The organism is Aliirhizobium wenxiniae (assembly GCF_014201355.1).
Taxonomy (GTDB): Bacteria; Pseudomonadota; Alphaproteobacteria; order Rhizobiales; family Rhizobiaceae; genus Neorhizobium; species Neorhizobium wenxiniae.
The window spans coordinates 1,156,457-1,172,033 of sequence record NZ_JACHEG010000002.1; the positions used below are offsets into that span (position 1 = coordinate 1,156,457).

Annotated in this window: 16 protein-coding genes; 9 read left to right on the top strand and 7 right to left on the bottom strand. The window is 60.2% G+C overall.

The window, feature by feature from the left end:
- Positions 1 to 82: 82 nt before the first annotated feature.
- Positions 83 to 742 (top strand): EF-hand domain-containing protein, encoded by a 660-nt coding sequence (locus HNQ72_RS13485; RefSeq protein WP_183992716.1) that lies wholly within the window; start codon positions 83 to 85, stop codon positions 740 to 742.
- An 83-nt stretch (positions 743 to 825) separates the two neighbouring features.
- Here the strand turns inward: HNQ72_RS13485 and HNQ72_RS13490 are convergent, their stop codons facing one another.
- Positions 826 to 1,686 (bottom strand): LOG family protein, encoded by an 861-nt coding sequence (locus HNQ72_RS13490; RefSeq protein ID WP_183992717.1) that lies wholly within the window; start codon positions 1,684 to 1,686, stop codon positions 826 to 828.
- Positions 1,687 to 1,824: 138 nt separating this feature from the next.
- On the opposite strand from HNQ72_RS13490, the gene dapD reads away from it, so the two are divergent.
- From dapD to HNQ72_RS13505, 3 genes are read left to right on the top strand one after another with little or no spacing between them, the layout of a single operon-like run.
- On the top strand, positions 1,825 to 2,685 hold the full coding sequence (dapD, locus tag HNQ72_RS13495; protein ID WP_183992718.1) for a 2,3,4,5-tetrahydropyridine-2,6-dicarboxylate N-succinyltransferase: 861 nt from the start codon (positions 1,825 to 1,827) through the stop codon (positions 2,683 to 2,685).
- A gap of 15 nt (positions 2,686 to 2,700) precedes the next feature.
- Entirely contained in the window at positions 2,701 to 3,897 is a 1,197-nt protein-coding gene (gene dapE / locus HNQ72_RS13500) for a succinyl-diaminopimelate desuccinylase (RefSeq protein WP_183992719.1), read from the top strand.
- Positions 3,881 to 4,477 (top strand): hypothetical protein, encoded by a 597-nt coding sequence (locus tag HNQ72_RS13505; protein ID WP_183992720.1) that lies wholly within the window; start codon positions 3,881 to 3,883, stop codon positions 4,475 to 4,477. The genes dapE and HNQ72_RS13505 overlap by 17 nt, the downstream gene beginning before the upstream one ends.
- On the opposite strand, the gene truA is transcribed toward HNQ72_RS13505, so the two are convergent.
- From truA to def, 3 genes are read right to left on the bottom strand one after another with little or no spacing between them, the layout of a single operon-like run.
- Entirely contained in the window at positions 4,471 to 5,229 is a 759-nt protein-coding gene (gene truA, locus HNQ72_RS13510) for a tRNA pseudouridine(38-40) synthase TruA (protein ID WP_183992721.1), read from the bottom strand. The genes HNQ72_RS13505 and truA overlap by 7 nt on opposite strands.
- A complete protein-coding gene (fmt, locus tag HNQ72_RS13515) occupies positions 5,229 to 6,176 on the bottom strand; it encodes a methionyl-tRNA formyltransferase (RefSeq protein WP_183992722.1) in 948 nt (315 codons plus the stop codon). The genes truA and fmt overlap by 1 nt, the downstream gene beginning before the upstream one ends.
- Before the next feature lie 56 nt (positions 6,177 to 6,232).
- Complete coding sequence (def, locus tag HNQ72_RS13520) at positions 6,233 to 6,748, bottom strand: peptide deformylase (protein ID WP_183992723.1); 516 nt, start codon at positions 6,746 to 6,748, stop codon at positions 6,233 to 6,235.
- Positions 6,749 to 6,860: 112 nt separating this feature from the next.
- On the opposite strand from def, the gene HNQ72_RS13525 reads away from it, so the two are divergent.
- From HNQ72_RS13525 to HNQ72_RS13535, 3 genes are all read left to right on the top strand, one after another.
- A complete protein-coding gene (locus HNQ72_RS13525) occupies positions 6,861 to 8,063 on the top strand; it encodes a DNA recombination protein RmuC (RefSeq protein WP_183992724.1) in 1,203 nt (400 codons plus the stop codon).
- 49 nt (positions 8,064 to 8,112) lie between these two features.
- Positions 8,113 to 9,012 carry a ribokinase gene (locus HNQ72_RS13530; RefSeq protein ID WP_183992725.1) on the top strand — a complete coding sequence of 300 codons (900 nt, stop codon included), beginning with the start codon at positions 8,113 to 8,115 and terminating at the stop codon, positions 9,010 to 9,012.
- A gap of 186 nt (positions 9,013 to 9,198) precedes the next feature.
- Positions 9,199 to 11,535 carry a methyl-accepting chemotaxis protein gene (locus HNQ72_RS13535; RefSeq protein WP_183992726.1) on the top strand — a complete coding sequence of 779 codons (2,337 nt, stop codon included), beginning with the start codon at positions 9,199 to 9,201 and terminating at the stop codon, positions 11,533 to 11,535.
- A 44-nt stretch (positions 11,536 to 11,579) separates the two neighbouring features.
- Here HNQ72_RS13535 and HNQ72_RS13540 read toward each other — a convergent pair whose 3' ends face one another.
- Positions 11,580 to 12,521 carry a nucleoside hydrolase gene (locus HNQ72_RS13540; RefSeq protein ID WP_183992727.1) on the bottom strand — a complete coding sequence of 314 codons (942 nt, stop codon included), beginning with the start codon at positions 12,519 to 12,521 and terminating at the stop codon, positions 11,580 to 11,582.
- 189 nt (positions 12,522 to 12,710) lie between these two features.
- Between HNQ72_RS13540 and HNQ72_RS13545 the strand changes: the two genes are divergently transcribed.
- Positions 12,711 to 13,139 (top strand): Hsp20 family protein, encoded by a 429-nt coding sequence (locus tag HNQ72_RS13545; RefSeq protein ID WP_148145966.1) that lies wholly within the window; start codon positions 12,711 to 12,713, stop codon positions 13,137 to 13,139.
- A gap of 43 nt (positions 13,140 to 13,182) precedes the next feature.
- On the top strand, positions 13,183 to 13,440 hold the full coding sequence (locus HNQ72_RS13550) for a BQ00720 family protein (RefSeq protein ID WP_148145967.1): 258 nt from the start codon (positions 13,183 to 13,185) through the stop codon (positions 13,438 to 13,440).
- Between the two features lie 24 nt (positions 13,441 to 13,464).
- On the opposite strand, the gene trmB is transcribed toward HNQ72_RS13550, so the two are convergent.
- Together trmB and metK are read right to left on the bottom strand one after the other, a co-directional pair.
- Entirely contained in the window at positions 13,465 to 14,169 is a 705-nt protein-coding gene (gene trmB / locus HNQ72_RS13555; RefSeq protein WP_183992728.1) for a tRNA (guanine(46)-N(7))-methyltransferase TrmB, read from the bottom strand.
- Positions 14,170 to 14,265: 96 nt separating this feature from the next.
- Complete coding sequence (metK, locus tag HNQ72_RS13560) at positions 14,266 to 15,528, bottom strand: methionine adenosyltransferase (RefSeq protein ID WP_183992729.1); 1,263 nt, start codon at positions 15,526 to 15,528, stop codon at positions 14,266 to 14,268.
- Between the last annotated feature and the right edge of the window lie 49 nt (positions 15,529 to 15,577).

Below are 15,577 nucleotides of genomic sequence, written 5' to 3' on the forward strand. Positions count from 1 at the left end.
CACATTACGGGAGTTTAAGTGGTCGTCGGCGCTCGACGGGCATAGCTTCAGGTCATCGAAATAACAGGGAAGGAACCCGCCGATGACCGCCAAGAAGATCGTTATTGCGACCCTCGGAGCCGTACTGGTCGCAGGAGCCGCAATCCCGGCATTCGCCGCACCGGAGCGCCCCGATCGCGGCCCCGGCGGCCCGCATGGCCATCACGGCATGATGCGCGGCGCAGCGATGCAGGACATGACTTTCGTTCGTTTGCTGAAGACCGCGGACACCAACAAGGACGGCAAGATTTCCAAGGAGGAAATGGCGGCTCGTCAGGATGCGCTGTTTACCGAGATCGACGCCAACAAGGATGGCAATATCACCCGCGGCGAGCTTCTGGATTACCGCATCGCCAAGCGCGAGGAGTTTCGCAAGAACAATCCGCGCCCTGAAATGGCCGACGACGACGGCGAAAATCGACCGGAGCGCGCCGAGCGCAAGGACGGCGATGGTCCGCGCCACGAACGTGCCGACCGCGACGATCGACGCCATGACGGTCCGCGCGGCGAATTCCGCAAGGCCCGCTTCGAGCGCCACGGTGGCATGGGCGGCGGTCGCTTCTTCCGGATGATCGACGAAGACCGCGACAACAAGATCACCAAGGCCGAGGCGTCGGCTGCCAGCGACAAGCTGTTTGCCCGCATGGATACCAACAAGGACGGCGTAATTTCCATCGACGACCTGCCGGACCGCCCCCTCTAGTTCCCCGCCCCCCCGCATAACGGAACTAGCCCGGCAGTTGTCGACAAAGGCCCGCCTCTCCCCCGAGGGGCGGGTCTTCTATTTCATTTCTCGTAGAAATCCTGGATGACTTTCCAGGCTTCGTCGGCGGTCTCGACGAAATTGATCAGCTCGATATCTTCCGGCGCGATCGTGCCGAAATCCGCCAGCGCCTCGAAATTGATGATGCTGCGCCAGAATTTTTCGGCAAACAGGATGAGCGGAATGCGCTCCATCCGCTTGGTCTGGATCAGCGTCAGGGCCTCGAACATTTCGTCCAGCGTGCCGAAGCCGCCGGGGAAGACCGCAACCGCTTTTGCCCGCATCATGAAATGCATCTTGCGGATGGCGAAATAGTGGAAGTTGAAGGAGAGTTCCGGCGTCACATAAGGGTTCGGCGCCTGCTCGTGCGGCAGCATGATGTTGAGACCAATCGTCGGCGCACCGGCTTCCGTCGCACCACGATTTCCGGCCTCCATGACGCCGGGACCTCCGCCGGTGACGACGACGAATTCCTTGTGGTCGAACTTCGCCGAATATTCCCCACAGAGCGCGGCAAATTTTCGCGCCTCGTCATAATAGACGGACGCGGCCTGAAGATTGTTGTGCTGGGTCTCGTTATGGGCCGCCCAGGGCTTCTGGCCGGGTGCAGGAATACGAGCGCCGCCGAACAATACTACTGTCGAAGCAATCCCCTTTTCGGCCAGGATCATCTCGGCTTTCAGAAGCTCTAGCTGCAGCCGAAGCGGCCGCAATTCCTTGCTGCAGAGGAAATCTTCATCGGTGAAAGCAAGACGGTAGGAGGGAGATTGCGTCTGCGGCGTCTTGGGCTGGGCAGCGGCCGCATGCTTGTCAGCCTTGCTATCCTTCAGCGGTTCCCACACCTTGTCCTCGGCCCCGCGCGCTTCTGACCTTCTCTTTGTCATGCTGATGCTTCCTTCCCGCGCCAACCGTTGTTGACGCCAATTCACATTGACGCTTGAGTGGCGGTCGCTTAGAGCAAATGGGACCAAATGACCACCTTCCCAGCCATCACGATACCGCGTGACGTTTAAGGATCTTCCATGAGCAGCTTCGACCTCGCCGCCCTCGAAAAGACAATCGAGACCGCTTTCGACAACCGCGACAGCGTGACCATCTCGACCAAAGGCGAAGTACGCGATGCCGTCGAAGAATCGCTCAACCTGCTCGACGCCGGCAAGGCCCGTGTTGCAGTTCGCGGTGAAGATGGAAACTGGACCGTCAACCAGTGGCTCAAGAAGGCCGTTCTTCTCTCTTTCCGTCTGAACGACATGGAGGTCGTCAAGGGCGGTCCGGGTAACTCCACCTGGTGGGACAAGGTTCCTTCCAAGTTCGAGAACTGGGGTGAAAACCAGTTCCGTTCGGCCGGTTTCCGCGCCGTGCCGAACGCCGTCGTGCGCCGCTCGGCTTATATCGCCAAGAATGTTGTGCTGATGCCGTCCTTCGTCAATCTCGGCGCCTTCGTCGATGAAGGCACGATGGTCGACACATGGGCCACCGTCGGTTCCTGCGCACAGATCGGCAAGCATGTGCATCTCTCGGGCGGCGTCGGCATTGGCGGCGTGCTTGAGCCGATGCAGGCCGGCCCGACGATCATCGAAGACAATTGCTTCATCGGCGCCCGTTCGGAAGTCGTCGAAGGCTGCATCATCCGCGAGGGTTCGGTCCTCGGCATGGGCGTCTACATCGGCAAGTCGACCAAGATCGTCAACCGCGCCACCGGCGAAGTGACTTACGGCGAAGTTCCGCCCTATTCCGTCGTCGTTGCCGGCTCGATGCCTTCTGGCAATGCCACGATGCCGAACGGCCTTGCCGCCCCGCACCTCTATTGCGCCGTCATCGTCAAGACCGTCGATGAGAAGACCCGTTCCAAGACGGGTATCAACGAGCTGCTGCGCGACTAAGTCTGGACGAATTCGATGTCTGTTTCCGATCCGATTGCAAACCTGCAAACGCTGATCCGTTGCCCTTCCGTCACCCCGGCGGAAGGCGGCGCGCTCTCGGCACTCGAAGCGATGCTTGCGCCGCTCGGCTTCAAGGTCGAGCGGATGATCGCAACCGAGCCGGGTCTGCCCGATATCGAAAACCTCTATGCCCGTCTGGGAACAGACGGGCCGCATCTGATGTTCGCCGGCCATACGGATGTCGTCCCGGTCGGCGATGAAGCTTCGTGGAGCCATCCGCCCTTCGGCGCCGAAATCGCCGATGGTGAAATGTTCGGACGCGGTGCTGTCGACATGAAGGGCGGCATTGCCTGCTTCATCGCAGCCGTCGCCCGTCATATCGAAAAGCATGGTGCACCGAAGGGCTCCATCTCCTTCCTGATTACCGGCGACGAGGAAGGCCCTTCCGTCAACGGCACGGAAAAGCTGTTGAAATGGGCTGCCGAAAAAGGTGAACGCTGGGACGCCTGCCTTGTCGGCGAACCGACCAATCCGGACGCACTCGGCGACATGATCAAGATCGGCCGCCGCGGCTCCGTTTCCGGCAAGGTCACGGTTTTCGGCGTGCAGGGCCATGCGGCCTATCCGCATCTCGCGGACAACGCCGTTCGTGGTCTGCTGCCGCTCAGCGCTGCCCTGATGGACCCGCCATTCGATGCAGGTACGGCAGAGTTTCCAGCTTCCAATCTGGAAGTCACGACGGTCGATGTGGGCAATCCTGCGACCAATGTCGTACCGGCCAAGGCGACATTCGCCTTCAATATCCGTTTCAACGACACCTGGACCGCCGATACGGTCAAGGCCGAGATCATCCGCCGGCTGGACGCGGCTGCATCCGACCAGACGCTACGCCCGGACCGCCAGCCGACCAGATACGAAATCACCTGGGCCGAGCGTCCGAGCCATGTGTTCCTGACCCGCAACAACGCGCTGATCGGCTCGCTTTCGGCGGCCGTTGAAGCCGTGACCGGCAAGCAGCCGACACTGTCGACAACCGGCGGCACATCGGATGCGCGGTTCATCAAGGATTATTGCCCGGTCGTCGAATTCGGCCTTGTCGGGCAGACCATGCATATGGTGGACGAGCGTGTGGCCCTTGCCGATCTCGAGACGCTGACCCAGATCTACGGAACCTTCCTCTCCCGCTGGTTTGGCGATGCCACCCTTTCCTGAAGTCAAATATTACGTCAGCGGCCTCTGGCTGCTCTTCAAAGGCGATGCGCAGGGGCTGAAGCGGCTCGATATGACCGATCGCGGCATGATGCGGTCGTTCTGGGCCTTCGTCTGGTGCCTGCCCGCAATGTTCGTCTACTGGGCCGGGATGCGGTTCGCCTTCCTCTCTGCTAGCACGGAAGGAACAAAGGCGGGTCTCGGTTTCTTTCTCAGGCTCTTTATGGTCGAGGCGATCAACTGGATCCTGCCGCTGGTCCTGCTCGGTGTTCTTTGCCTGCTGTTGAAGACCGAACGCAAGTTCACCGCAATCGTGGTGGCGACCAACTGGCTGTCCGTACCGGTCTCCTATGCCTATGCAGTGCTGACGCTTCTGCTGTTTCTCGCACCCTTTGCAGCCGGCCTTATCGCGCTCGTGCAGCTCATACTGCTGATTGCGACGATCTTTGCGATTTCGCGCTTTGTCCGGCAGATTTGCGGACCGGAGCCGCTTGTCGTTGCGACAACCATGCTGGTGCTGCTGGTACCGGGTCTCATCGTTGCAGACCTGCTGCAATCCTATCTCGGCGTATCGCCCTACTGATTATCGCCCGGATAATCGACCTTCATGAAATACAGGCCTTCCGGTGGTGCAACCGGGCCGCATTCCTTGCGATCCCGCGCTTCGAGTGCGCGACGCACGTCATCGGGTGACATCTTCGCCTCGCCAGCGAGCTTCAGCGTACCGGCGAAGGAGCGGATCTGATTGTGCAGAAAACTCTGGGCACTCGCCCGGATCTCGATCAGGTCACCGCTGCGTGTTACGTCCAACCTGTCCAGCGTCCTGACCGGGCTTTTTGCCTGGCAATGGGCGGAACGGAAGGTGGTGAAGTCATGATGGCCAACCAGCATCTGGGCGGCGGCGTGCATGGCCTCGTGATCGAGTTCCTTTGGCACCCACCAGGCCTGCCCAGCCTCTATTGCAAGAGGTGAAGGCCGACTGATGATGCGGTAGAGATAATGCCGCTTGATCGCCGAAAAGCGGGCATCGAACTCGTCGGACACCTGCTGCACGTCGATGATCGACACACGTTCATTCGCCATCATCAGATGGGCGTTGAGCGCATTGCGCAGCTTGAAGGGTTGCCACTCACGGGAAAGATCTGCGTGAATGACCTGTCCCCTGGCATGAACACCGGAATCCGTGCGACCTGCACCGCGGATCGAAACGGTTTCGCCGGTCAGCGACAGAATGCCGTTCTGCAGGGCTGCCTGCACCGAATGGCCGTTTTCCTGCATCTGCCAACCGACATAGGATGTGCCGTCATATTCGACGGTCATACGGAAACGCGGCATCAGGCTGCCCCGACCGGGAGTGTGGTGCCCTTGAGCAAATGCGTACCGCGCAGGAAATCACCAGCATCCAGCGGCTTGCCGCCCGCCTTTTGCAGGCGCGTGAGCCGCACCGCGCCTTCGCCACAGGCAATGGTCAGCGCGTCGTCGAGCAGCCGGCCGGCGGGACCGTTTCCATCCCCGATGGCCGACGCGAGAACCTTGATACGCTCCGGCTTGCCGTTGATTTCCGCCTCGAACCAGGCGCCCGGAAAAGGCGAAAGGCCGCGTATATGGTTATGCACGTCACGCGCCGGCCGGGAAAAATCGATGCGGGTTTCGCCCTTGTCGATCTTGGCGGCATAAAGCACGCCCTCTTCCGGTTGCGGCGTTAGCGGCAGGTCATCGGCTTCGAGCTTTTCCATCGCCTCGACCATGGCGCGGGCGCCGACGAGCATCAGCTTGTCGTGCAATTCGCCGGCCGTCATCGCTTGCGTGATCTCGACTTCCTTCGTCAGTGCCATGGGGCCGGTATCTAGGCCTTTTTCCATCTTCATCACGATCATGCCGGTCTTTTCGTCACCGGCCATGATGGCGCGCTGGATCGGCGCTGCACCACGCCAGCGCGGCAGGAGCGAGGCGTGGCCGTTGTAACAACCGAGCTTCGTGCCTTCGAGGATCGCCACCGGCAGAAGCAGGCCATAGGCCACGACGACCGCAACATCCGCGTTGAAATCACGGAACGTCTGGCGATCTTCCTCCGCCTTGAAGTTCAAGGGTGTGAGAACCGGAATACCGAGCAGTTCGGCTGCCTGGTGGACCGGCGACTTGGTCAGATCAAGCCCGCGGCGACCGGCCGGACGCGGCGGCTGGGTGTAGACCGCAACGATCTCATGACCGGCCTGCTTGAGGTTCTGCAATGTCGGCACGGAAAAATCCGGCGTGCCCATGAAGATGATGCGAAGTGACATGGGACTTCTCGCGCCTCGCGGACGCGCCTTCCGTTTTCAGCCAGGCAGACAGAGACCTAGACAGCCTTGCCCTTGGCAAGCTTGGTGAATTTCTTGATCACCATTTCCCGCTTCAGCCGCGAGATATGGTCGATGAAAAGCACGCCGTTCAGATGGTCGATCTCATGCTGCAGGCAGGTGGCAAGCAAGCCGTCGGCTTCAAGCATATGTTCCTTGCCGTCGCGTCCGACATATTTCACGCCGATCGTGGCCGGCCGTTCGACTTCGGCGTAGTAGTCCGGGATCGAAAGGCAGCCTTCCTCGTACACCGAAAGCTCATCCGAAGATTTGACGATCTGCGGATTGATGAAGACCTGCGGGTTCTTTTCCTCGTCCTCGCGCGACACGTCGATGACGAGCATCTGCTTCGGCACGCCGATCTGGATCGCGGCAAGGCCAATGCCCGGCGCGTCATACATGGTTTCGAGCATGTCGTCGGCGAGCTTGAGAAGCTCGGCGTTCACGGTTTCGATCGGCGCTGAGACCTGCCGGAGAAGCGGATCGGGAAGGATGATGAGCGGCTTGATTGTCATGCCGCCCCCATAGCGCATCTTTTGCGCCGATGGAACAGGTATGCAGCATGCATCTTGCTTCATGTTCACGTTTTGATCTTTCGTTGCCGATGCAATCTGCTAGAGTGGTGCCATGAGAGAGACCCTTGCCGACATCCTGCCGCCTGATTTTGCACCGCCAATCCTGCTCATCGGAGCATCCCTCGCCGTTCTGGCAGTGATGATCGCGCTTTTTGCCGTCCTTCGCGGCGGCCGCCAGCGCGAAGAGATGACGCAGCGGACGATGGATGCGGAAGCGCGTCTGGCCGAACTGGTACGCATGCAGGGCGAGATGCATGGGCGCGTCGCCGCCATGGCCGAGACGATCACCAGCCGCCAGGCGGAGCTCAACCATGCCGTCAACCAGCGGCTCGACGGCATGACCCACCGGCTGGGCTCGACGATTACCGAACAGACCAAATCGACGCATGAAAACCTGCGCAAGCTGCAGGAGCGGCTCGCCGTGATCGATGCGGCGCAGAACAATATCCAGACGCTCGCCAAGGATGTCGTCGGCCTGCAGGCGATCCTTTCCAACAAGCAGACGCGCGGAGCATTCGGCCAGGGCCGGATGGAGACGATCGTCGCCGACGGTCTTCCTCAGGGCGCCTATTCCTTCCAGTCACCGCTTTCCAACGGAACGCGACCGGATTGCGTGGTCCGTATGCCGAACGGCGCACCGCCGCTCGTCATCGACGCCAAATTCCCGCTCGAAGCCTGGACCGCCTTTCGCGAGGCCGCCTCACCCGATGCTCGGCGTGCTGCGGCCCAGCAGTTCCGGCGCGATATGGACGTCCATATCAAGGACGTATCGGAAAAATACCTGATTGCCGGCGAAACGCAGGATACCGTGCTTCTCTTCGTCCCGTCTGAATCGATCTTTGCCGAGATCCACGAACATTTCGATGCAGTGGTACAGAAGGCCCAGCGCTCCCGCGTGGTCATCGTCTCGCCGTCGCTGCTGCTTCTGTCTATCCAGGTCATCCAGGCGGTCCTTCGTGACCAGCGGATGCGCGAGCAGGCGCATCTGATCCAGGGCGAAGTTGGACTGCTGATGGAGGATCTCACCCGACTGGACGACAGGACACGCAAACTGCAATCGCATTTCCTCGCCGCGGAAAAGGATGTCGAGCAGATCCTGACCTCCACCGAAAAGCTGACCCGGCGCGGCAACCGGATCACCTCGCTGGAACTGGAAACACCCGCGAAAGCCGAGCAATCGGCAGATGCTCCGCCGCCAAAATCGGTCGAGAGCCGTACAGGTCTTCTGCGACTTCGGGTAGTTGACGAGGACTAGCGCTGTCGGGCAGTGTCCGCTCATATCAACACGCATGGCAGGGCACTTCATGATCACCGTCTTCGGCTCCATCAACATGGATCTTATCGCCACAACGGCAGAATTGCCCAAGCCGGGCGAGACGGTTCCGGGTCAGACATTCTCGACGGCAGCTGGTGGCAAAGGCGCCAATCAGGCGCTCGCGGCACGGCGGGCTGGCAGCCGCGTAAAAATGTCGGGTGCAGTCGGGAGCGATACATTCGCAGACCCGGCACTGGAACTGCTGAGGGCTGCCGGCACGGACCTGTCCTCTGTTCTAAAGGCTCGTGAACCGACGGGAACGGCACTCGTCCTTGTCGGCGGCGATGGCGAGAACATGATTGTCGTCATTCCCGGTGCCAACGGTACGATCACCGCGGATGAAGCTGTCAAGACTGTCGATGCAATGGCCGCGGGCGACATCCTGATGCTGCAGCTCGAAATTCCGCCAGCTGCAGTCGAGGCCGTGTTCAAGGCCGCGCGGGAAAAAGGCGTCACTACAATCCTTAATACCGCACCATTCACGAATGAGGCGATCCGGCTGTCTTCTTTGGCCGATATCGTCGTTGCCAACGAAACGGAATTCGATCTGGTATCAGGCGAACCTGCCGCCAGTGCCGAAGCCCGCATAGCGGCCCTGAATAAGCTGCATTCGGAAAGCGGCCAGACATTCGTCGTGACGCTCGGCGGCGATGGTGTCATCGCCATTCGCGATGGCGAGATTCTGACGGCCAAGGGACTTGTCATTGAGCCAGTCGACACGGTGGGAGCCGGCGATACGTTCTGCGGCTACCTGGCTGCCAGCCTCGACCAAGGCATGACCTTTGCGCAGTCCCTTCGTCGGGCGGCGGTCGCCGGGTCGCTCGCCTGCCTTTCGCGTGGCGCCCAGCCTTCCATCCCGCTTGCCGAAGCCGTGGATCAGAAAGTTTAGAACCCGCTTATCGGCCTGGAAAACCGGGCCGATGCCTAGTTGCAATTTCAGTCAAATTTAACAGATGCCAGGTAGCGTAGCCTTGGCATCTTCCTCTCGCGGCTCCATCTGCGCAGAAAGGCCCTATGACCGGGTCTCAGCTTGCCATGTCAGCGATCTTCGCCCTACGGATCCACGAGGCAAGTCATGTCCTTCCTGCGCCTGAATTCCCTTTCGAAAAAACTGATCGTCGTCACCAGCATCGCCATTGCACTGCTGCTCGTCGTCTCGAACTTCTTCATGATCTCCCAGACAAGCGATAGGGTTACGTCGCTGACACTTGAGCAGGCCAACGCCGAAGCCCGCTCGATAGGCAACGAGGTGGCTGCGGAAATCGGTCAGCTCGCCGGCGCTGCGCGCTCGATGGCCGGCGTCATAGGCCGCGGCCATGATGCGGGTTACCTCGACCGCAAGGGCGTCATCGATGCGCTGAAGGCCAATCTCGAACAGAACACGTTTGCTTACGGGAGCTGGTTTGCCGAAGTGCCCGGTACGTTCGACGGACGCAACGCCGAGTTCATCGGTAATGGCGATTTCGGCGGCAACAAGAAGGGCGAACTTGCTCCCTACTGGACCAAAAACAAGGCCGGCAACATTGCCTATAGCGTCTTCGAGGTCGACACTCAGGCGGAATGGTATGCCCTGCCGGCAGCTTCAAAGAAAGGCGCGTTGACCCAGCCCTATATCGAAAGCTCGACCGGCGACAAGACCGCCATGAGCTCGATCGCCTATCCCGTCATGTCCGGCGACAAGCTCATCGGCATTGCCGGCGTCGACGTTTCGATGGCAACGCTTTCAAGGACCCTGCAGGCGATGCGCCCCTTCGGTTCCGGCCGCGTTCTTCTCGTTTCGCAAGGTGGCAAGTGGATCGTTCCGGATATCGCCGACAATCTGATGAAACCGGTCGAGGGCCAGGACACGGACGTGCTGCTTTCGACGCTCAAATCCGGCAAACCGGCTACGATCGATAATCTGGCCGGTCCTAATGGCGACCTTTACGAGCGGGTTGTCTATCCGTTTACCGTTCCGGACCTGAATACCAGCTGGGCTGTCGTCGTCGACGTGCCGATGAGCGTGATCATGGCTCCGGTCAACGACCAGACCTTTATGATGATCGTCAGCGGCATCCTCCTGCTCGGCGCCGTTATCGTCACCCTTTCGCTCGCCAGCGGCTCACTTCTGCGTCGTCCGCTGAATGCCCTGCTTGCAAGCGTCGGCCAACTCGGCGAAGGCAAGTACGATGAAGCCGTAAAGGGGCAGGACCGAAATGACGAGGTCGGTGCGCTGGCAAGATCGCTCGAAGGTTTCCGCCATACGCTGGCCGATGGCAAGCGGCTCGCCTCGGAGGCGGAAACGCAGCGTGGTGCGGCAGAAGACCTGCGCCATCGTTCCGCCGCCGAGCGTGAAGCCGCTGCCCGTCAGCAGGCGCATGTGGTGGAGCTTCTCGCTTCGGGCCTTGCGGAACTTTCCAACGGCAACCTGCAGCACCGCCTGACGGGCGAATTCCCGGGTGACTACGAAAAGCTGAAGCACGACTTCAATAGTGCTGTCGAGAGCATCGAAAACACCGTGATCTCGGTCGCCTCGTCCGTGCAGAATATCGGTAACGGCACGCGTGAAATCACGGCCAGCTCCGGTGACCTCTCTCACCGCACCGAGCAGCAGGCGGCAAGCCTTGAACAGACCGCCGCAGCGCTGAACGAATTGACCGAGCAGGTCAACTCTAGTGCCGAAAACGCCGGCACTGCAGCCTCAACCGTCAACCTCGCCTGTGAAGATGCAGAGAAGTCCGGCGAAGTGGTGCAGAAGGCGGTCGCCTCCATGCAGGCCATCGCGCATTCCTCCCAGGAGATCTCGCGCATCATCAGCGTGATCGACGAGATCGCCTTCCAGACCAATCTCCTGGCGCTGAATGCCGGCGTCGAGGCGGCCCGCGCCGGTGAAGCCGGCAAGGGATTTGCCGTCGTCGCGCAGGAAGTGCGGGAGCTGGCGCAGCGTTCTGCGACCGCGGCAAAGGAAATCAAGACCCTAATCAACGCCTCGACGACGCAGGTCAACGAAGGCGTCGATCTTGTCGGTAAGGCCGGCGATGCGCTGCAGAAGATTGCAATCCAGGTCATGCAGATCAACGGACTGATCCGGCAGATTTCCTCTTCCGCCGGCGAACAGGCGGTGGGGCTGAAAGAGATCAATTCGGCCGTCAACCAGATGGATCAGGTCACACAGCAGAATGCCGCTATGGTGGAAGAGACAACCGCTGCCAGCGCCGTTCTCAACGGCGAGGCGGAAACGCTACGGGATCTCGTCCAGCGTTTTCGCACCTCTTCTCCGACCGTCGGTTCTGCGCAGCCGCTTCGCCAGATGGCGCAGAGAATGCAGTCTGCTGCTCCACGCCGGGCAGAGACGCCGGCCTATGCACCTCGTAAGGTGGCCGCGGTTTCGCACGGCTCGGCAGCAGTTGCGGAAAGCTGGGAAGAATTCTGAGAAACATGAGAGGATGCCGCCCGCGACGGGCGGCATCCTGAACGTCAAAGGCGCGCGACGCGTTCCGTCAGCAGCGCGAAGAAGCCGTCGGCATCGACCTCGCGCATGAAGGTCGCGTTGCGTCTGCGGTCAGTCACATGCCACCAGTCGACCACCGTCATGCCGACCGTCAATTCGGACTGGACCTCGATCTCCACATTGCACAGACGACCCGAGAAGAGTTCCGGCTTCAAGAGATAGGCAATCACGCTCGGATCATGCAGCGGCCCGCCATCGGAGCCATATTTCTCGATATCGAAGCGCTCGAAGAAGGCCAGCCATTCGACCAGAACCTGGGCGGGGCGCGTACCGACTTCCGCGATCTTTGCAACGCGATCCCTGGTCGTCAGAAGCTGATGCGTCACATCCAGCGGCATGATGACGATCGGGATGTCTGCGTCGAAAACGATCTTGGCGGCTTCCGGATCGACATAGATGTTGAACTCGGCCGCAGGCGTGATGTTACCGCCTTCGAAGCAGCCACCGCCCATCATCACCAGTTCCTGGATGCGGCTGGCAATGTCCGGTGCCTTCTGGAGCGCAAGCGCCAGATTGGTCAGCGGGCCTAGCGTGCAGATCGTCACAGTGCCGGCCGGTTCGCGGCGCAGCGTCTCGATGATGAAGTCGATCGCATTCTGTTCCTGCGCCTGCATGGTGGGCTCAGGCAGTTCGGCACCGTCCAGCCCGGTCTTGCCATGCACATGCTCGGCGGTGACCTGTGGGCGGTTGAGAGGCTTCAACGCACCTTCATAAACCTTGGCGTCCGGCTTGCCGCAGAGTTCGCAGACGATGCGCAGATTGCGGCTGGTAAACGAAAGGGGGACATTTCCGGCGACGGCGCAGAGGCCGAGAATTTCAAGTTCTTCAGGACTGGCGAAGGCCAGCATAAGCGCGGCGGCATCGTCCTGACCCGGGTCGGTATCGATAATAATCTTACGTGGCGGCATTGTTTATCCCCTTAATTCCGTGGGGATTGGTGGAGGCGTGCGCAGGGTTTGTCAAGGACAGCCAGATCTGCTGTCGGTTGCTTCATATTGTGTCACAGCTTGCGATCTTCATCTCGACAACCCATATGACTGGAAGTTCCCGCGTGCCTTATGGGCGCTGGCATGGTCGCTTGATACAAGGACTGAACGATGACCCGGATGACACCCTTCGCAAGCCCGCTACTGCTGGGCTTCGATGCGATGGAAAAAACACTCGAACGCCTCGCCAAGGCGAATGAAGGCTATCCGCCATACAATATCGAGCGAATCAGGTCGGGCATTGCCGATGGCCATGAGAAATTGCGCATCACGCTTGCCGTCGCCGGCTTTTCGGAAGACGAACTCGACGTTACGACCGAAGAAAATCAGCTGGTGATCCGCGGTCGCCAGATCGAGCAGCCGGAGCGCGATTACCTCCACAGAGGCATTGCCGCACGCCAGTTTCAAAGGGTTTTCATGCTTGCAGACGGGATGGAAGTCTCCTCTGCCCTCTTGAAGAACGGCCTTCTCTCGGTCGATCTGGTGCGCCCGGAACCGCAGCGCGTAGTGAGAAAAATTAACATTTCCGTCTCAGACTAGAACGTGTCGGCATCAAGGCCGACGCCCTCAAGCGGAGGCTGGAATGCTTTTGAAAGAAGCGAACACGCATTTGTCGCAATCCGAACTCGCCCATCTCGGTGCCGGTGAAGTTGGGTATATTCGCAGGATGCGGTCTGAAGAAGTTTCTCGCTGCTTTCCCGAAGCTCCCGATATGGACCCAAGCTTGGACCTCTGGGCGTTGTTCGGCGCCGATGGCACGCCGATCCTGTTGACCGACAATCGGTCCAGCACCTTTTTCAAGGCAGCAGAAGACGACCTGAAGACGGTCAGCCTGCACTGACCGCCTTTCTCTTAAGGGCCGTGCTCAGGCCCTGATAAAGGTCAGATAGGCTGAGGAGCGCCCTTCCCTGCGGGCCTTGTTCTCGTAGCGCGTTCCCGGCCAGCCGGCATAAGGCGTCAGCCAGTCGGAAGACTGCTCCGCCTGCCAGGCAAAACCGCCGTGGTCACGGCAATGCATCAGCGTGTGATTGATATAGGTGTCGATATCCGAGGCGAAGCAGAACATGCCGCCGGGTTTCAGCACGCGATGGAAACGCTCCAGGTTCACCTGTGAGACGAAGCGGCGCTTCCAATGCTTCCGCTTGGGCCATGGATCGGCGTAGAGAAGGTCGATCTGGTCGATCGAGCCGGTCGGCAGCCAGTCCAGAACCTGCGTCGCATCGTCGTCGTAGACGCGGACATTCTTCAGATCATGGATCTCGACCTGCGACAGCAGCTTCGCCATCGAGTTGACGAAGGGCTCGACACCGATGAAACCGGTAGTTTCGTTTTCCCGGGCGCGATGAACCAGATGCTCACCGCCGCCAAAGCCGATTTCGAGCCGCATGCGCTCGATCGCAACGGGATAAAGCGCACGCAGGTCGTCGGGCGCCGGTGACGCTAGATCGAGCTTGAGGGCCGGCAAGAGCGTCGCCATGCCTTCTGCTTGACGCTCGCGAAGAGGCTTGCCCTTGCGGCGGCCATAAAACGCTTCCGTTGCACGGGTCGGGTGCTGCTGCTCGTCACTCATGATCAAGTCGTCCAAAAACAAAGAAGCGGATGCCCGCAGAAGGCACCCGCTTTAGCGTGTGATTACCGGATCGGTAAAGCCCCGATCGGAAAAGCCTTACTCGGCAGCGACCAGAAGGTCTTCCTTCAGCGCGTCCTTGAGCGGCTTCACAAGATCGGTCTTCTCCCAGGAGAAAGAGCCGTCACGGCCGGACTTGCGGCCGAAGTGACCGTAGGCCGAGGTCTTGGCATAGATCGGCTTGTTGAGGTCGAGATGGCGGCGAATGCCGGTCGGCGACAGGTCCATGACCTTGCGGATCGCGTTCTCGATCTGGTCTTCCGTGACGTTCTTGCCGGTCTGGTGCAGGTCGACATAGATCGACAGCGGCTGGGCGATACCGATCGCGTAGGAGATCTGGATCGTGCAGCGATCTGCGAAACCGGCTGCGACGACGTTCTTGGCGAGGTAACGAGCAGCGTAAGCCGCCGAACGGTCGACCTTCGTCGTGTCCTTGCCGGAGAATGCGCCACCGCCATGCGGAGCTGCGCCGCCATAGGTGTCGACGATGATCTTGCGGCCGGTCAGGCCGGCGTCACCGTCCGGGCCGCCGATGACGAACTTGCCGGTCGGGTTGATGTACCACTTGCAATCGGCAGCGATCGGCAGATCACCGAGCGCTTCGCGGATGTAGGGCTCGACAACCTGGCGAACCTTCTTCGAATCCCAGCTGGCATCGATATGCTGCGTGGAAAGAACAATCGAGTCGACTTCGGTCGGCTTGCCGTTTTCGTAACGTACCGTCACCTGGCTCTTGGCATCGGGACCGAGCTTGCCGGCATCGCCCTCGCCCTTCTTGCGGGCAGTCGCGAGCAGCTGCAGGATCTTGTGAGAATAATAGATCGGGGCCGGCATGAGATCCGGCGTTTCCTTGCAGGCATAACCGAACATGATGCCCTGGTCGCCAGCGCCTTCATCACCCTGCTTGTCGGCTGCGCTATCGACGCCCTGCGCGATATCGGCGGACTGGGAATGCAGGAGAACATCGATCTTCGCCGTCTTCCAGTGAAAACCGTCCTGCTCATAGCCGATGTCGCGGATCGCCTTGCGGGCTGCCGACTTGAACTTCGACGGGTTGATGACGTCGTTACCGTTCTTGTCCTTCTTCATCAGGCTCGGCGGCAGGCGTACTTCACCGGCAATCACCACGCGGTTCGTGGTGGCGAGCGTTTCGCATGCAATACGAACCGTCCAGGGATCGACGCCGGTCTTGGCGGCTTCGCGGTAAACCAGGTCGACGATCTCATCGGAAATGCGGTCACAAACCTTGTCCGGGTGGCCTTCTGCCACGGACTCGCTGGTGAACAGATAATTGGCGTGCATGCGGGGAACCCCTCAAAGAATGGATTGTAAAATGTTTAGTGAGTTCGAC

What these genes read in the sequence shown, in the direction of transcription:
- HNQ72_RS13485 (WP_183992716.1), top strand. Translation starts at nt 83, where the DNA reads ATGACCGCCAAGAAGATCGTTATTGCGACCCTCGGAGCCGTACTGGTC.
- HNQ72_RS13490 (WP_183992717.1), bottom strand. Translation starts at nt 1,686, where the DNA reads ATGACAAAGAGAAGGTCAGAAGCGCGCGGGGCCGAGGACAAGGTGTGG.
- dapD (WP_183992718.1), top strand. Translation starts at nt 1,825, where the DNA reads ATGAGCAGCTTCGACCTCGCCGCCCTCGAAAAGACAATCGAGACCGCT.
- dapE (WP_183992719.1), top strand. Translation starts at nt 2,701, where the DNA reads ATGTCTGTTTCCGATCCGATTGCAAACCTGCAAACGCTGATCCGTTGC.
- HNQ72_RS13505 (WP_183992720.1), top strand. Translation starts at nt 3,881, where the DNA reads ATGCCACCCTTTCCTGAAGTCAAATATTACGTCAGCGGCCTCTGGCTG.
- truA (WP_183992721.1), bottom strand. Translation starts at nt 5,229, where the DNA reads ATGCCGCGTTTCCGTATGACCGTCGAATATGACGGCACATCCTATGTC.
- fmt (WP_183992722.1), bottom strand. Translation starts at nt 6,176, where the DNA reads ATGTCACTTCGCATCATCTTCATGGGCACGCCGGATTTTTCCGTGCCG.
- def (WP_183992723.1), bottom strand. Translation starts at nt 6,748, where the DNA reads ATGACAATCAAGCCGCTCATCATCCTTCCCGATCCGCTTCTCCGGCAG.
- HNQ72_RS13525 (WP_183992724.1), top strand. Translation starts at nt 6,861, where the DNA reads ATGAGAGAGACCCTTGCCGACATCCTGCCGCCTGATTTTGCACCGCCA.
- HNQ72_RS13530 (WP_183992725.1), top strand. Translation starts at nt 8,113, where the DNA reads ATGATCACCGTCTTCGGCTCCATCAACATGGATCTTATCGCCACAACG.
- HNQ72_RS13535 (WP_183992726.1), top strand. Translation starts at nt 9,199, where the DNA reads ATGTCCTTCCTGCGCCTGAATTCCCTTTCGAAAAAACTGATCGTCGTC.
- HNQ72_RS13540 (WP_183992727.1), bottom strand. Translation starts at nt 12,521, where the DNA reads ATGCCGCCACGTAAGATTATTATCGATACCGACCCGGGTCAGGACGAT.
- HNQ72_RS13545 (WP_148145966.1), top strand. Translation starts at nt 12,711, where the DNA reads ATGACCCGGATGACACCCTTCGCAAGCCCGCTACTGCTGGGCTTCGAT.
- HNQ72_RS13550 (WP_148145967.1), top strand. Translation starts at nt 13,183, where the DNA reads ATGCTTTTGAAAGAAGCGAACACGCATTTGTCGCAATCCGAACTCGCC.
- trmB (WP_183992728.1), bottom strand. Translation starts at nt 14,169, where the DNA reads ATGAGTGACGAGCAGCAGCACCCGACCCGTGCAACGGAAGCGTTTTAT.
- metK (WP_183992729.1), bottom strand. Translation starts at nt 15,528, where the DNA reads ATGCACGCCAATTATCTGTTCACCAGCGAGTCCGTGGCAGAAGGCCAC.